Annotated in this window: 14 protein-coding genes; 8 read left to right on the top strand and 6 right to left on the bottom strand. The window is 68.9% G+C overall.

All coding sequences use genetic code 11. From position 1 onward, the window contains the following. The 3 genes from mdtN to KPL78_RS01065 form a co-directional block, all read right to left on the bottom strand. Entirely contained in the window at nucleotides 1-1,050 is a 1,050-nt protein-coding gene (gene mdtN / locus KPL78_RS01055) for a multidrug transporter subunit MdtN (RefSeq protein ID WP_219760790.1), read from the bottom strand. Nucleotides 1,051-1,053: 3 nt separating this feature from the next. Further along, nucleotides 1,054-1,362, bottom strand: coding sequence for a YtcA family lipoprotein (locus KPL78_RS01060; RefSeq protein ID WP_219760791.1), 309 nt, complete (start codon nucleotides 1,360-1,362; stop codon nucleotides 1,054-1,056). A gap of 517 nt (nucleotides 1,363-1,879) precedes the next feature. Beyond that, nucleotides 1,880-2,776: a LysR family transcriptional regulator gene (locus KPL78_RS01065; protein ID WP_219760792.1), complete on the bottom strand. Its 897-nt coding sequence runs from the start codon at nucleotides 2,774-2,776 to the stop codon at nucleotides 1,880-1,882. Nucleotides 2,777-3,001: 225 nt separating this feature from the next. Between KPL78_RS01065 and KPL78_RS01070 the strand changes: the two genes are divergently transcribed. The 8 genes from KPL78_RS01070 to KPL78_RS01105 all read left to right on the top strand — a co-directional run bounded on the left by KPL78_RS01070 (nucleotide 3,002) and on the right by KPL78_RS01105 (nucleotide 12,116). Beyond that, complete coding sequence (locus KPL78_RS01070; RefSeq protein WP_255568497.1) at nucleotides 3,002-4,237, top strand: CaiB/BaiF CoA transferase family protein; 1,236 nt, start codon at nucleotides 3,002-3,004, stop codon at nucleotides 4,235-4,237. Nucleotides 4,238-4,381: 144 nt separating this feature from the next. After that, complete coding sequence (locus tag KPL78_RS01075) at nucleotides 4,382-5,329, top strand: Bug family tripartite tricarboxylate transporter substrate binding protein (RefSeq protein ID WP_219760794.1); 948 nt, start codon at nucleotides 4,382-4,384, stop codon at nucleotides 5,327-5,329. Between the two features lie 22 nt (nucleotides 5,330-5,351). Then, nucleotides 5,352-6,116, top strand: coding sequence for an alpha/beta hydrolase (locus KPL78_RS01080; protein WP_219760795.1), 765 nt, complete (start codon nucleotides 5,352-5,354; stop codon nucleotides 6,114-6,116). A 680-nt stretch (nucleotides 6,117-6,796) separates the two neighbouring features. Continuing rightward, the gene (locus KPL78_RS30700; protein ID WP_219760796.1) at nucleotides 6,797-8,281 is read left to right on the top strand and encodes a sensor histidine kinase; all 1,485 of its coding nucleotides are present in this window, start codon (nucleotides 6,797-6,799) and stop codon (nucleotides 8,279-8,281) included. 2 nt (nucleotides 8,282-8,283) lie between these two features. Beyond that, nucleotides 8,284-9,651, top strand: coding sequence for a sigma-54-dependent transcriptional regulator (locus KPL78_RS01090; RefSeq protein WP_219760797.1), 1,368 nt, complete (start codon nucleotides 8,284-8,286; stop codon nucleotides 9,649-9,651). Nucleotides 9,652-9,752: 101 nt separating this feature from the next. Then, nucleotides 9,753-10,457, top strand: a complete 705-nt coding sequence (locus KPL78_RS01095; protein ID WP_219760798.1) for a hypothetical protein — start codon at nucleotides 9,753-9,755, stop codon at nucleotides 10,455-10,457. 16 nt (nucleotides 10,458-10,473) lie between these two features. Beyond that, nucleotides 10,474-11,739: an MFS transporter gene (locus KPL78_RS01100; protein WP_219760799.1), complete on the top strand. Its 1,266-nt coding sequence runs from the start codon at nucleotides 10,474-10,476 to the stop codon at nucleotides 11,737-11,739. Between the two features lie 26 nt (nucleotides 11,740-11,765). Further along, nucleotides 11,766-12,116, top strand: a complete 351-nt coding sequence (locus tag KPL78_RS01105) for a DMT family protein (protein WP_219760800.1) — start codon at nucleotides 11,766-11,768, stop codon at nucleotides 12,114-12,116. An 875-nt stretch (nucleotides 12,117-12,991) separates the two neighbouring features. Here KPL78_RS01105 and KPL78_RS01110 read toward each other — a convergent pair. From KPL78_RS01110 to KPL78_RS01120, 3 genes are read right to left on the bottom strand one after another with little or no spacing between them, the layout of a single operon-like run. Then, nucleotides 12,992-14,896 (bottom strand): SLC13 family permease, encoded by a 1,905-nt coding sequence (locus KPL78_RS01110; RefSeq protein WP_369412588.1) that lies wholly within the window; start codon nucleotides 14,894-14,896, stop codon nucleotides 12,992-12,994. Next, on the bottom strand, nucleotides 14,853-15,533 hold the full coding sequence (locus tag KPL78_RS01115; protein ID WP_219760802.1) for a MarC family protein: 681 nt from the start codon (nucleotides 15,531-15,533) through the stop codon (nucleotides 14,853-14,855). Before KPL78_RS01115 ends, KPL78_RS01110 begins: the two co-directional genes overlap by 44 nt. 16 nt (nucleotides 15,534-15,549) lie before the next feature. Further along, the gene (locus KPL78_RS01120) at nucleotides 15,550-16,011 is read right to left on the bottom strand and encodes a hypothetical protein (protein ID WP_219760803.1); all 462 of its coding nucleotides are present in this window, start codon (nucleotides 16,009-16,011) and stop codon (nucleotides 15,550-15,552) included. Nucleotides 16,012-16,076 lie beyond the last annotated feature (65 nt).

The following is a 16,076-nucleotide window of genomic DNA, read 5'->3' on the forward strand; positions in this document are numbered from 1 at the left end:
TCAGCACTGCCCGTCGCGATGGACCACCGCGACCGCCGATGCGCCGATGCGCATGAGGTCCTCAGGCGGGTCGATGAGGCGGATGCGCACCGGGAAGCGCTGGATGATGCGCACCCAGTTAAGCGATTTCGGCACATAGGGCAGGCCGCGCGGCAGGTTCACCACATCCTCGGAGATCACGCCCCAGCCGATGCCCGTCACGCGGCCGGCAATGCGCACCGACCGGTCGGCGAGGGCGCGGACCTGCGCGCAGTCCCCGACGGCGATCGAGGGCAGCTCGGTTTCGCGGAAGGAGGCGCTGGCGAACCAGCTGCCGGTGTCGATCAGCGTGAAGACCGATTGCCCCGGCGCGACGATCTCCCCGGTGGTGACGGCGAGGCCGACGACGCGGCCGTCATGCGGCGCACGGATCTCGGTATTGGCGAGACTGCGCTCGGCGATGGCGAGTGCCGCGCGCCGCGCATCCACCAGCGCCTGCGAGGCATCGAGCGTGCTGACGAGGCTCGTGGCCGCCTCCGCCTGCCGCGTCGCCTGGGTAAGGCTGGTCCGGGCATCGTCGCGCGCCGTGCGGGCATCATCGACCTGCTGTGCCGTGACATAGCCAGGGCGGAGCAGCGGCAGCAGCCGCGTCAGGGTCTGTTCGGCGAGGGCGAGGTTGGTCCGGGCGCGTGTCACCTGCTCGGCGGCGATGGCGGCGTTGGATTGCTCCGCGCTGATGGTGCGCTGCTGCGCGTCGCGGGCGGCTTCGGCGATGCGCAGATCTGCGCGCGCCTGTTCGACGGCAAGGCGGAAGGGCTCGGGATCGATGGCGAAGAGCAGGTCGCCCCTCGCGACCTTTTGATTCTCCGTCACCGTCATGGTGACGATGCGCCCGGGCACGCTGGAGGCGACGTGGACGATGTTGGCCGTCAGCACCGCATCCTCGGAGAGCGGGTTGCTTTCGGCATGATGCAGGTAGAGCCAGGCCGCGGCGCCGGCGCCGATGACGATCAGCGCCGCGACGACCGAACCGAGGACGCTGCGGCGGCGCGAATAGGCCGAGGATGCCATCGCCTATCGCCCATAGAGCGTAAGCGCGAGGAGAAGACCGATGGCGGCCGCGAGGCAGGCATAGACGAGCAGTCGCAGCGGCAGCACCTCATCGAGGCCGATCCTGATGAAGAGGACGCGCAGGACAACCGCTCCGATGATCCCCCCCGCCAGGCAGATCAGCCAGGAGGGGAAATAGGCACCGAAGAGCGGGACAGAGGGGCTGAGCGAGGCCTGGCAACCCGGCAAGGCGAGCGTGGTTGCAGTGAGCCCTGCCAGGAAGGGACGCGATAGCGCCCTTGGCCACCAGGGACGCGAGCCGCACGTGTTCACGCACATCCAGTTCGATGGCCCCTCGATCACTCTGATACCCGGGAATGAGCTACACTGAGCCTCGGAGGGTGTTCAACCCCGCCGGCGCATTCCCCGCGGCCTTCGACGATCGGCAGGCGCGAGGTCAGTAGGGGACAGCCGTTGCTGCAAGGGCGGCTTCAACACCCATCGACGGCGTTCCAGGCAAGTCCGCGGCCTGACGCGTCGGATACAGGCCGGCTTGCTCGGATCCAGCACGCTGCGCCTGCGGTGGGCAGCGTCAGCGCGGCATTGGCGACGTCGATCTTGGTGCGGGCCATGCCTGCCGGGTATCCGGATGGCGGGGGCGTGGTGCAAGCGCCTTGGCGAAGGCTGCCCGCAGTCGTTCGATCACCCGCGTCTTGCCGGCGCCGTTCGCTCCGAGCAGCGCGACCCGATCCCCGTTCTCTCGATCCAGAGCTATCGGGTGCCGAACAGGGAGCTGCCGTCAGGCGCCGCGATCGCCGTGTTCCCAGTCGTCACCAGGGTCGTTGCGACATCAATGGACCTTCAACATGTCGTAGAGCGCCTGAGCCGCGGGCGTCAGCGCTTCACGTCGGCGGCGCACCAAGCTGAGCTTCCGGTACAGCACAGGCTCGACAAGGGGCACTTCTACCAATTTGGTTGTCAGCAATTCTTGCCCGATATTCGCCGCAAGGATCGCTGCGGCGACCCCTGTTGCCGCCAGCGCCAGGGCGCTCGGCGTGTTTTCGACCACAAAGCGGCCGCGCCGGGGCAGGCTCGACCCAGCGCCTCCCGCTTGGTCGAGTTGAGCCTCGATGATAGCGCGATTGCCGCTGCTGCCGCCCAGGGTGATGAGGTCCATCTCTCGCAGATCCGCCCACCGCACGGCGGGAAGCGAGGCCAGGGGGTGCTCGGGATGACAGACGAGCACCAGGGGATCCGCCGAGAGCAGATCCTCCGCCAATTCGTCCTGCGGTTCACGGGCGATGTGGATGCCGAACTCGGCGTCGCCACGCCGCACCGCCTCGGTCACCAGGACGCCCGAACGTTCGAGCAGCATGACCCGGTTTTCCGGGTAGCGGCGGGCGTAGTTCGCCAGGACGGCGGGCAGGCGCTGATAGGCCACGGCCGGCATCGTCGCCAGGGTCACATCGCCGGCAGCGAGCCTGGCCGTGGTGCGAAGCCGCTCCAATCCTTGGGTCAGATCCTCAACGACGCGTTTTGCGAGCGGCAGGAAGTCGCGCCCCGCGGCGGTCAGACCGGTACGGCGCGTCGTGCGGTCGAGCAATGGCAGGCCAACGAAGCTCTCCAACCGCTGGATGCGCCTCGTCAACGCGGTTTGCGTCAGCACCAATCGCTCGGCGGCCCGGGTAAAGCTCCCAAGCTCTGCTACCTGGACGAAAGCCTGCACATCATCCATGGGCAAATGCATGATCAGATCTCATTAATCGATACGATCATTGCATTATACAGAGATCGCCCATCGCGCCATCTTCTGCCTGCAAAGGACGAAAGGGCGCCCAGCGCCTGGAAGGGGAAGGATGCTCCAGGCCGACATACCGCATGCGGTTGCCCAGGATCTGAATCGCGCGCTGTATCGCCTGACCCATCCATCGCCGGGGCAATGAGGATGGACCAGCAACGATCCCGTCTCCACTTGAAGCAGTTTGATCCTGCGGCACGGGGCGCGCTTGAGGGCGTGCGTGTGCTCGACCTGGCGCGGCTGGTCGCCGGCAATACCCTCGGCATGGTGCTGGCCGACCATGGCGCCGAGGTGGTGAAGGTCGAGCCGCCCGAGGGCGACACGCTGCGGGCCTGGAAGGTGAAGGGCGTCGAGACCGCCTGGAAGAGCTGGTGCCGCAACAAGAAGAGCATCTGCCTCGACCTGCGGAACCCAGAGGCGCAGGCGGTCGTGCGCCGGCTCGCCGGTGAGGCCGCCATCTTCGTGGAGAGCTTCCGCCCCGGCGTGCTGGAACGGATGGGGCTGGCGCCGGAGGTGCTGCTCGCGATCAATCCGGCGCTGGTCATCGTGCGCATCAGCGGCTGGGGGCAGGACGGGCCCTACCGCCACAAGCCGGGCTTCGGCACGCTGGTCGAGGGCTATTCCGGCTTCGCCGCCGTCAACGGCTTCGCGGATCGCGAGCCGGTGCTGCCGCCGATGTTCATGGGCGACTGCTACGCCGGCATCTACGGCGCGGCATCCGCCACCATCGCCCTGCGCCATGCCGAGGCCACCGGCCAGGGCCAGGTCATTGATCTGTCGCTGATTGATCCGATGCTCGCGGTGATGGACCCGCAGGTGGCGAATTACCGCCTGACCGGCCAGACCAAGCGCCGCACCGGCAGCCGCAGCACCAACACCGCGCCGCGCAACGCCTATCGCTGCCGCGACGACAGCTGGGTGTGCCTGTCCTCCTCGACCCAGGGCATGACGGAGAAGCTGCTGCGCGCGATCGACCGACCCGAATTGATCGAGGACCCGCGCTTCCGCACCAATCCCGACCGGCTGCAGCATTGGCAGGAGCTGGACGCGATCATCGGCGCCTTCATCGGCGCGCGCGACAAGGCGGAGGTGCTGGCGCATTTCGATGCCGCCGGCGTCACCATCGGGCCGATCATGGACGCGGCCGATCTGCTGCAGGACGACTATGTCGCCGAGCGCGAGGCGCTGATCGAGGTGCCGGATGCGGACATGCCCGGCGGCGTCGTGCCGATGCACGGCATGGTGCCGCGTCTGTCCGCGACGCCGGGCGTCCTGGCCCGCCCGGCACCGTGCCTTGGCGAGCACAATGACGAGATCCTCGGCGGCGTGCTGGGTGAAGCCGAACTGGCGCGGCTCAAGGCGTCCGGCGTGGTGCGGGCCGCCGCGGCGGCGGTACGCGCCGATGCCTGACCGTGTGTGACGCCGACGTCGCTCCGGCACCGTTCCTGAAGGGGCGGGAACACCCGACGCGTTCAGCCGCTGAAAACAGACCGCTTACATAGACTTGGGGAGACTACATCCATGAGGATCAATCGACGGACCCTGATCGGGACCATGGCATCCGCATCTGTGGCCTGGTCCAGGCGAGGCCTTGCCGCGGGCACGTTTCCCGACCGGCCGATCCGGCTTGTCGTTCCGTTTCCGCCCGGCGGCACCACCGACATCAGCGGCCGCGTCGTGTCGCAGCTTCTGGGCGAGCAGCTCAAGGGTACGATCGTGGTCGAGAACGTCTCGGGCGCCGCGGGCGTGCTGGGGTCAGGCCAGGTCGCCCGTGCCCGGCCCGATGGCTACACGCTCGTGCTCGGCAACATCTCGACGCACGCCATCGCGGCCGCGCTGCAGCCGAACCTGCCCTACAAGCCGCTCACGGATTTCGAGCCGATTGCCCACACCGGTAAGCTCACGAACCTGCTGGTCGTCCATCCGTCGCTTCGGGTGAACTCGGTTCAGGAGCTTATCGCCTATGCGAAGGCGAACCCCGGCAAGCTGAGCTACGGGTCCTCGGGCTCGGGCGGGACGCCGCATCTGTCGGCCGAGCTCTTCAAGCTCCGCACGGGCACCGATATGGTCCACATCCCCTATCGGGGTAGCGCTCCGATGTTGTCGGACCTGCTCGGCGGGCAAATCCATCTCTCCTTCGGCAACCTGCCCGAACTGCTGCCCCATGTGGCGGATCGCAGGCTGATCGCCCTTGGGGTCACCTCCAGCAGCCGCTGGCCGAGCGTGTCCGACATTCCCACCATCCAGGAACAGGGCGTTCCGGATTTCGACATCTCCTCCTGGATGGGGCTGTTCGCACCGGCGGGCTTGCCGCCGGAGGTCCGCGATCGGCTCGTGCAGGCTGCCTCCGACATGCAGAAGTCGACCGCCTTCGGCGAGAGGCTGGCGCAGAACGGCTTCATGACGGAGTGCATGGTCGGCGACGCATTCAGGCAATACGTCGCGGCACAGAACACGTTCTGGTCGGAGTTCATCCGCCAGGCGAACATCGCCTTCGAGTGACGTCGTGGCCGGTTCCCAAGACATGACGCCGACGCTCCGGAAGATCGACCGTCTCAGCGTCAGGAGCGTCTTCCCCGGCACCGATGCCGAAGGCACGCTGATCATGGTTCATGGGGGCTGCCATGATTGGTGGGCCTTCGAATCCTGGATGCAATCCTGCGCCAGGAGCGGCTTTGCCGTGCATGCCCTGTCGCTGCGGGGCCATGGCGATTCCTGGCCGATGCCACCGGCAGAGTTCTGCGCCCTGACGGTGGACGATTACCGGGACGACATCATCCGGGCCTGCGAGGCGCTTGGCGTGGTGCGGCCGGTCCTGATCGGCCACAGCTTGGGCGGTATTGCCGCCCAGCTCGCCGCGCAAACCCTCGATTGCGCTGCCCTGGTGCTGGTCTCGAGCGCCGGGCCGGCGGCGCTGGGCACGCGACGGGGCTTGCTGCCGGCGGATCGCCTGGTGATCCGCACGCCGGAGGAAGCCCGCCAGAGATACTTCCACAGCGCGCCAGCCGAGGTCGTGGCCGGCATCGTGGCGAAGCTGGTGCCGGAATCGCCGGGCGCGTTGAACACGTCGGGTGGCCGCGCCGTGGTCGATGCGACGTTGATCGGATGTCCGGTGCTGGCCCTGTCGGGGGCCGAGGATGCGACTGACGTGCCGTCCGCACATCAATTGGCGAAGCTGTATGGCGGCACGGCGCTCGTACTGCCGGATACGGGCCACAACATCATGCAGGAGGCCGCCGGCCAGAAGGCCTGCGACTTCATCGTGTCCTGGCTGCGGTGCGTCCTGTAGGGGCCGGGTGCCTCGCTTCAGTTCGAACAGGGGCGCACTCAGCAGTCCAGGCTCCGTTGCCGGCTCCGGTTGTGGCATTGCAGCGCTGCACGCGATCCGGGTCTGATCGGCATGACCGCCTGCTCGTGCCGGATGGTCCTGCTCTGCTATGCAGGGGTCCGTGACTCGCGAGCATTCTGCCCACCCTCTATACGTTTCCGCCGCATGCGCGGTGCACAGTGTTCGACATGCTGCTTGCGGAGCGGGCAATAGCCCATCTTGCATTCCATCCCGCATGTCGCGCCCTGGCGGCGGGAAGGGCATTCTGGACAGAGCCAGGTCGAGCCTTCCAGCACCGCGGCACGCCGACTGTTGCGGCGACATGCGAAATCGTGGCTGACACGCTGCGTGCCGCGCGAATTACCGCACGCGCGGCGGCGGCCCTGGTGCGCGATTGGCGGCTTGGTCGCCTTGAGGTTTCGTAGGCGACGGTCCGGGCCAGGGCTTCGACATCAAGATGGCCGGGGTGCGGGCATATCGCCTGCTCCCGAGTCGAACGGTTCACCGTAGAGGGCAAGCCACGAAGGGTTCTTAGCCTTAGCATTTGGATTGCCGCACCCCGGCGGGTCACGCAGGTTACACCCATGATGCCAGGATCGGATCCGTCTCGCGCCGTGCATCCGAGCAAGGATTGGGGAGGAGTGCTCCGCCGCCTGATGCCGCGGTCGCTCGCAGGCTGGTTCGCCATATGCTGGGGCCTGTTCCTAGGGGCTGCGCTGGTTGCCGGGGCGGCGCTGATCTCCCTCTATCGCGACAGCACCGGCGAACGGCTGCGGCGCGCCGAACTCGCACTGAGTCGAGGCTGCGACGCCATCGCTGGGCGATTCGACTTTGCCACCGCCGGCGGCCGCCGGCTCGACTGGGCGGATGCGGCGATTGCGCAGATGCTCGCCGCCGGGACGATGCTGGCCCTGCGCGACTTGCCCGGGGTCGAGGGCGGGCTCTGGCGCAGCGGGAGCGGAGCGCTCGCCTACGCCTTCCCGTCCTATGAAGGAGCCGAACCGAAGACGGATCTGCCGGCCGCGGAACTGCCGCGCATCCGACAGGCGGCGGAAGCAGCCATCGAGGCCGATCGGCCGATCTCGCGACGGTTCGACGGACGATCGGAGACGCTGCTGCTGCGCGCCTGTCCCCTGGATGCGCCGGAACCCGGCATGGCGGCCTGGGTGATGCAGCGCGTGATCCTGTTCGGCGGGACAGCGTATCTGCGCGCCGCCGCGGCGGTAGCGGTGCTCACCGTCGTCCTGCTGGGGTCAGCGGGTTGGCTCGGCTGGCTGCTGTGGAACTGGTCCCGGCAACTCCGGCGCATCGAGGCCGCCCTGGGAGATCCCGCCGGCACCGCGTTGCCGCAGCTGGAGATGACCGGACAACGTGATCTCGACCGAATGTTGCTGGCGGTGAACGGCGCTGCCGAGCGTGCTGCCGAAGCGCACCGTGCCGCCGTCGCCGCGGCTGAGCGTGCTGCGGAGGCCGAGCGCCTGGCCGGGCTGGGCCGTGTCGCCGCCGGCGTCGCGCATGAGGTGCGCAACCCCATGGCCGCCATGCGTCTCAAGGCTGAAAACGCGCTGGCCGTGCGCGACCCGGAGCGGATGGCCCGCGCGCTGGAGGCGGTGCTCGGTCAGGTCGCGCGGCTGGAACGCGTGGCGCGCGGGCTGCTCGACGTGGCGCGGGGCGCTGCGCCGCCCACCGGCACACCGGTGGACCTGCCGCTCCTGCTCGCCGGGCGCATCGCCCTGTTCCACGAACAGGCGACCGAGGCCGGCATCACGCTGGAGGTGGCAGCGGGCGTGCCGGCCGTGGCGCTGCTCGACGCCTCCGGCATCGAGGGCGCGCTGAACAATCTGGTGCTCAACGCCCTTGATGCGACGCCCCGCGGGGGGCGCGTGACGCTGTCGGCGGTGCGGCAAGACCACTCGCTTCTGCTCGCCGTCGCCGACACCGGACAGGGCATTCCAGCCGAACTTCGGGACCAGGTCTTCGAGCCTTTCGTGACCAGCCGCGCGGACGGCACGGGGCTTGGCCTGGCGCTGGTGCGGGAGGTAGCCAGGGCGCATGGCGGCGAGGCTCGCCTGGTGCATCGCCCGGATGGCACCACCGTCGAACTCGACTTGCCGCAGCCGGAGTAGGCATGGCCACCATCCTGATCGCCGATGACGATGACGCGGTGCGTGACGGTCTTGTGGAGACCCTCACCGATCTCGGCCATCGCGTGCTGGAGGCGGCGGACGGCGCCACGGCCGTAGCGACGGCGGTGCGGGAGCGTCCGGACGCGATCCTGCTGGATCTGCGGATGCCGGGCGCGCTCGACGGGCTGGGCGCGCTGCGCCAATTGCGCGCGCGGCCCGGCGCGCCGCCAGTGGCGATCCTGACGGCCTATGCCTCCGCCGCCAACACCATCGAGGCCATGCGCGGTGGCGCCTTCGACCATCTGACCAAGCCGGTCGGGCGTGCCGAACTCGCCGAACTCGTCGCCCGGATGCTGCGAGCGCCCAAACCCGCGATGCCGGCGGCGGGGCCGGCCCCGGCCGATGCCGATGACCTCGTCGGCGCCAGCGCGGAGATGCGCGCCGTGCAGAAGACGATCGGCCTGATCGCCGATGGCGACGCAACAGTGCTGATCACCGGGGAGACCGGCACGGGCAAGGAAGTGGTGGCGCGTGCGCTGCACCGCTTCGGGCGGCGCGCGGCCGGCCCCTTCGTCGCCGTGAACTGCGCCGCCATCCCGTCCGAGCTGCTGGAGAGCGAGCTGTTCGGCCATGCCCGCGGGGCCTTCACCGGCGCCATCGCCGATCGGCGCGGCGCCTTCCGCGACGCGGCAGGTGGCACCCTGTTCCTCGATGAGATCGGCGACATGGGCCTCGTCACCCAGGCGAAGATCCTGCGCGTCGTGCAGGAGAGGGAGGTGACGCCGCTGGGCGGCAGGCCGGTGCGGGTCGATGTGCGCCTGGTCGCCGCGACCCATCGCGACCTGCCCGCGCGGGTGCGCGAGGGCGCCTTCCGCGAGGACCTGTACTACCGCCTGGCCGTGGTGCCGATCCACTTGGCCCCGCTGCGCGAGCGGCCAGCCGATGTGGTGCCGCTGGCCGAGCATTTCCTCGCGCGGCTGCCGGGCGGCAAACGGCTCGGCGCCGATGCGGCGGCCCGGTTGCTGGCGCATGACTGGCCGGGCAATGCACGGGAACTCCGCAACGCGATGGAACGGGCCGCGGCGCTGAGTCGCGCAGCGGTGATCGGTGCCGCCGAACTCGGGGTGTTCGGGCCGGCGGCGCCCGGGCCATCGGCCGACTGGCTCTCCGGCGACCTCGCGGAGGCCGTGGCGCGGCTGGAACGCGCGATGATCGAGCGCGCGCTGCGCGACAGCGGGGGCAATCGGACGGAGGCGGCCCGACGGCTCGGGATCCACCGCCAGCTGCTCTATGCGAAGCTGCGCCAGCATGGCCTGGTGGCGTCCGAGGAGACGACGCCGGATGTCCGGAATCCCGACGGCGAGCGGTGATACCTACCCCGTAAGCGATTGATATTCCTTTTCATCGGTGCTGGCACGGAGGCTGCTCTCCCCTGGGCAGGTCCATCACGGACCGCAGAGGAGATCTCGCCATGTCGCCTCCCTTCCGGCGCGCCGTCGGCCCCGCGGCGATCGCCGCGCTGACCCTGCTGACGCAGGTCACAGCTTTCGGCCAGCCCGTGCCACCGGGTCCCACGCGAGCGCCCGGCATCATGTTCGACACTGCGCAACTGCCGCAAACGCACGGCGTCGTCGCCCGATATAGCCTCGGTCCGCGCGGTGAGGTGGATGGGTTGATCCTGCAGGACGGCACGCAGGTGCAGCTGCCGTCGCATCTCGGCAGCGAACTGGTCTTCGCCGCCCGCCCAGGCGACGCAGTGACGGTGCGCGGCCTACTGGCGATCGGCGTGCCGCTGGTCGCCGCTGTCTCGGTGCGTAACGACGCCACCGGCGCCGAGGTGGTCGATGCCGGCGGCGGCCCGCATGGCGGGGAGGTGACGGTGGGGGCGAGCGGCCCCGTGCAGACGGTGCTGCGCGGCCGGCGCGGCGAGGTGAACGGTGCGATCCTGGTCGATGGCACCACGGTTCGCGTGCCTCCCCACGCCGCGGTGCAGATGGCCGAACTGCTCCGCCCCGGCGCGACCCTTGCGGTGCGCGGCGAGGGCCGGACGACGGTGTTCGGCCGCGTGATTGAAGCGCGCTTCGCGGGGCCCTCGATGGATCGGCTGACCGAGATCGCCGGGCCTGGCCCGCGCGACATGTCGCCGCCCCACCCGCCGCGTCCGCCGCGAGGCTGACGCAGGAGGCCGGCCGATGCGTCGTCACGATCGCGCGCTCGACACGCTCAATTTCTTCCTGGCGGATGTTCGGGATGGGCTTGGCCCCTACCTCGCCATCTACCTGCTTGCCGTCCGCGGGCCGGACCAGGGATGGAACGAGGCGACCATTGGCATGGTCATCACGCTGGCCGCCGGCACGGGGCTGCTCGCGCAGACCCCGGCGGGGGCACTGATCGACCGCACCCGCCACAAGCGTGCCGTGGTCATCGCCGCGGCCGTAGCCGTGACGCTCGCCTGCGTCACTCTGCCCTTCATCGGGAATTTCTACGTCATCGCTGCCACGCAATCCCTGGCGGGCGTCGCCGGCGCCGTGTTTCCGCCGGCGCTGGCCGCCATCACCCTCGGCATCGTCGGGCCGAAGGCCTTCGCCCGGCGGGTTGGCCGCAACGAGGCCTTCAACCATGCCGGCAATGCGGCCTCTGCCGCGCTCGCGGCGGGCACGGCCATCCTGTTCGGGCCGATCGTGGTGTTCTGGATCATGGCGGCGCTTGCGGTGGCGAGCATCGGCGCGATGCTATTGATCCCCGCCGCGGCGATCGATGACGATGTGGCGCGCGGCCTTTCGCATCATGATGCCGGTCAGGCGGAGGATGAGCCTTCCGCTTGGCAGACGCTGCTGACATCCGGCCCGCTGCTGGTCTTCGCCGGGCTGATGGCCTGCTTCCATCTGGCGAACGCGGCGATGCTGCCGACCGTAGGCCAGAAGCTGACGCATATCGTCGGCAAGGATCACGCGACATCGCTGATCGCGGCCTGCATCGTCGCGGCCCAATGCGTGATGGTGCCGGTCGCCATGCTGGCCGGCGCGAAAGCTGACGCATGGGGACGCAAGCCGCTCTTTCTGCTCGCCTTCGGTGTGCTTGCGCTGCGTGGCGTCCTCTACACCCTCTCCGACAACCCGTGGTGGCTGCTGTCGGTGCAATTGCTGGACGGCGTCGGCGCGGGCGTCTTCGGCGCGTTGTTCCCCATCGTCATCGCGGATCTCACGCGCGGCACCGGCCGGTTCAATGTCAGCCAGGGCGCTGTCGCCACCGCCCAGGGCATCGGTGCGGCGATGAGTGCGAGCCTCGCCGGCTGGGTCGTCGTCGGCGCGGGATACGGCGCCGCCTTCGCCACGCTTGGCTCCATCGCCGCTCTGGGCTTCGTCGGCTACCTCATCCTGATGCCGGAGACGCGCGACACGACCGGCCCGTCCCGCGCAACCACCGTTCCGCCCCAGCCGCAGCCCGCTGCGGGCTGAGTGCCACCACACCAATCGAGAGCGCCATGACCGTCCACGCCACGTGGCTGACCCCGCTGCTGCTGGTCGGCAGCAACATCCTGATGACCTTCGCCTGGTATGGCCACCTGAAGGCACCGAGCTGGCCGCTGTGGCTGGCCGTGCTGGTCAGCTGGGGTATCGCCTTCTTCGAATATTGCCTGGCCGTTCCCGCGAACCGCATCGGCTATGGCACCTTCACCGGCCAGCAGTTGAAGGTCCTGCAGGAGGTCATCACTCTCGGCGTCTTCGCCGTCTTCAGCGTCGCCTTCCTGGGCGAACAGCTCCGCTGGACCTATTTCGCCGCCATGGGCTGCCTGGTCGGCGCCGTGGTGTTCATCTTCCTGCCCGTGGATTGACGCTGCGCGGGAGGCGTTCCAGCGGCATGGCATCAGCGCGCCCCAGGCCACCGAAGCCCGAGACGGCGCTGCTGCTGACCATCCCGAAGCAACTCGGCGTCGCATACTGTGCCCATGTCATCGAGGGCGTCCTATGGCATGGTGGCTCCCGCGCACGGCCGGCGCTGAGGGGTCACCGGCCACCCCATTCGTCTGGCCTGCCACGCAAGCAGCGGGCGAGCAGGACCTGGCTGCGACCGATCTTCTCGCGACGAGTGCCCGCGGTGCGCCGGATCATTGAAGCCATGGAGGAGCGACTGCAACGCGACCCGCCGGCCCACGAGCCTGAATGGGCTCACCCCGGCAGCCTTTGCAGCCCGCCGCGCATCGGCGCACAGGGAGAACAGGCTCTGCTCATGATCGAGGGCTCTTTTGGGGGCGGGGTCAGCCGCCGAGGCAAATGTCCGTGCCGGCCTTGGTCATGTTAACTGAACCCGGCGCTCATGTTGCCGGGGTCAGCGGCTCAGGTCCGCTCGCCGCTGCCAAGCGTCCGGGACATATCACAGGCTCGGAAGGCTGCAGGGGTGCGGTTTCGGACCGTCAACGCCAGACGCCGCCGAACGCCGATGGAAATGTCCTTGATTTGTTTCAGAGAGCGCGGCGCCGCCGGCTCATGCTGACGGTGACCCGTTCGAAGCCCCGGTCAGTCAGCCGCCATCGGGGCTCGATGCGGCAACGCTGCGGCTCATGGCAGCCGAAAGGGACATGGCTTTCGTCTGGGGCCGCGATGTCCTGGCCGTGGTAGATGGCGCGTGAGTTGCCGCCGGCGCGCCGTTCACCCTCCTCCGATGATCACGATCGGTGAGGCTATCGCGGCCATGGCCCCGCCGCGCCCATCACGGCGGCAGCACCGCCGGCACCAGCAGCACGCAGACCAGCATGACGATCACCGTGAAGGGCACGCCGACCTTCATGAAGTCCCCGAAGCCGTAGTTGCCAGGCCCCACCACCAGCGTATTCACCGGGGAGGAGACCGGCGTCATGAAGGCTGCCGAGGCCGCCAGCGCGACAATCATCGCGAAGGGATAGGGCGAGGCACCGATCTCCTTCGCCACGGCGAGCGCAACAGGCGCCATCAGTACCGCCGTCGCCGTGTTGGAGATGAACAGGCCGAGCATCGCCGTGATGACGAAGATCACGCCGAGCAGGATGTGGGTCGACGCCGCCCCCGCCAGCGCCACCACCGCATCGGCGGCGAGATCCACTCCACCAGTCCGCTGCAGCGCGATCGAGAAGGGCAGCATGCCGACAATCAGCACCAGCGTCTTCCAGGAGATCGACCGATAGGCGCTGTTCATGTCCACGCAGCCAAAAAGGCCCATCAACAGGCAGCCCAGCAGCGCCGCATGGACGTTGGGGATCCAGCCGCTGATCATCAGCCCCACGGTCAGCGCCAACACCCCGATGGCCTGCGGCATGCGCCCCGCGGCGGGCAGTAGCTCGGCATGCTCGGCGGGCAGGTTCAGCACCAGCAGCATGCTGCCATCGGCCTGGAGCTTGCGGATATCGGACCAGAAGCCGGTCAGCAGCAGCGTGTCGCCGGCCTTCAGCGTCTGTTCGAGCAGATCGGCGCCGGCCACTTCCTTGCGATGGCGCAGGCCGATGACGGTCAGGCGATGCTCGGCGCGGATGCGTTCCTGCAGGACCGTGCTGCCGACCAGTGGCGAGTCCGGCGGAATGATCGCCTCCACCATGCCAATCTGCTGCGAGCGATCGAGGAAGTAGCCCCCCTCCTCGAGCGGCAGGTTCTCGACCTTGTATTCATCGTGCAGGGATTCGATGCGCTCGGGCGTGCTCCTGACGTCGAGCAGCAGGACATCGCCGGCGCCCAGCTCCGTCGTCGCATCCGGGCGGATCACCTCCGTGCCGAAATGGCTGCGGCGCTCGATGGCGAGGATGTTCACCCCCTCCTTGCGCAGGGAGAGCTGTTCGAGCCGCAGCCCGGCAAGCGGCGAGGCCGGCGTGACGCGCACGCGGAACGCCCGTCCCGCAAGGCCATAGATCTTGATCCACTCGGCGAGGCTCGGCGCGCGACGGGCATCGGCCTCCGGCACGCGCCGCCCCGGCAGCAGGCGGCGCGCATAGAGCATGTAGAGGATGGCCAGTGCGAGCACCGGGACACCGAAGGGCGTGAAGGCGAAGAAGCTGAAACCGGCATGGCCCTGCCGCACCAGTTCCGCGCTGACGACGAGATTGGGCGCGGTCGCCACCAGCGTCATCATGCCGCTGATCAGCGCCGCGACGGAGAGCGGCATCATGAGCTGGCTCGGCGCGCTGCCGGCATTGCGGCAGATGCGCAGCACGATGGGGATGAAGATGGCGACCACAGCCGTCGAGCTCATGAAGGCGCCGAGCCCGGCGCCGGCGACCATCAGGAGCACGAGCATGCGCGTCTCGCTGCTGCCGGCCTTCCGGCTCAGCAGATCACCGATGCCCTGCGCGGCGCCGCTGCGCACCAGGCCTTCGCCAACCACGAACAGCGCGGCGAGCAGGATGATGGAGGAATCCGCGAAGCCGGCCAGCGCCTCGTTGATCGTCATCACCCCCGTGAAGGGCAGCAGCACGATCATCAGCAGGCCGACCGCGTCCATCCGCGGCCGATTGGCGATGAACATCACGATGGCGGTGGCAAGAAGCGCCAGGACGAGAAGCAGTTGCGTGGTCATCGCGGCACCCTTCGGGGAATCGGTGACGGATTCAACGTGCCGCCGCGATGAGCGGGCGCAGCGCGTCGGAGGCACCGGTCAGCATGATCTGCACGCCGATGCACAGGAGGAGGAAGGCGGTCAGCTTGGTCGCGATCAGCGTGCCCTGCGTGCCGATGCGCCGGGCGATCGGCTCGGCGTAGGCATAGGCGAGCCAGACGCAGGCGCCGACCGAGGCGGCGATCATCAGCGCCGACAGGGCGCTGATCAGCAGCACGTCATTCCCGCCAACACTGCGTTCCGCGCCGAGCGCGATGGCCGCGGCAATGGAACCGGGACCGGTCGTCAGCGGCAGGGTCAGGGGGAAAAAGGCCATGCGCTCGATAGGCGCGGTGTCCATGGCGGCGGGCGGCGACTTCGCCTCCGTCGGCTCGGCGCGCAGCATGGACCAGCCCGCCGCTGCCACCGCGAGGCCGCCGCCGATGCGCAGCGCTTCGAGCGAGATGCCGAAGAAGGACAGCACACGCGAGCCGAGGAACATCGCGACGACCAGCACGATGAAGGAATTGATCCCGATCTGCCGCGCCAGCCGCGCGCGCTCGCTCGTCGTCAGCCACCGCGTCATGTCGTGGAAGACGAAGGCGATGCCGAAGGGGTTGATGATGCTCAGCATCGTCGAGAATCCGAACAGCCACAGCGAGATGAGCTTGGCGATGAGGAAGCCGTCGATCATCGCCGCGTCGCCATCATCACCGCAGCTCGATCGTCACCCCGGCGTCGTTGATGCGGAACTGGCCGCCGGCGCGCTCCGTCCGCAGGCGCAGCTCCACCCCGGCTGGGTTGCGCAGCCAGCGCGTCTCCGGTCCCGACTGGCCTTCCGCCCTTTGCCGCGGGACGACCTGCTCGGTGTAGCGGCCTGGAAAATCCTCGAGGCGACGCAGGCCGAAGACCTCGCCGCGCGCCGAGAGCGAGGAGACGCCCACGCTGCCGAACTCGATCCCGCGGACGGAGAAGCGGTATTCTTCTCCCCGGAAATGCAGCCGGCCACCGCCCACCGAGGCGCCGACCGCCAGCACGCCGACGCGCACCTGCTCGATCTCGATCGAGGCATCGGGGTTCGGGTCGGAACGGTTGCGCTGGGCGCGCGCCGGCCAGGCCGCGCCCAATGCGCCCCACGCCGTCCATGCTGCGATCAGGCGACGACCGATCATCCAAGACTTCCCCGGCCCGCATCCTGTTCGGGGCCTTCCTCCGCGAAGGCCTCTTATGCACGATC

It is taken from the genome of Roseomonas alba, from assembly GCF_019430885.1.
Classification (GTDB): domain Bacteria; phylum Pseudomonadota; class Alphaproteobacteria; order Acetobacterales; family Acetobacteraceae; genus Neoroseomonas; species Neoroseomonas alba.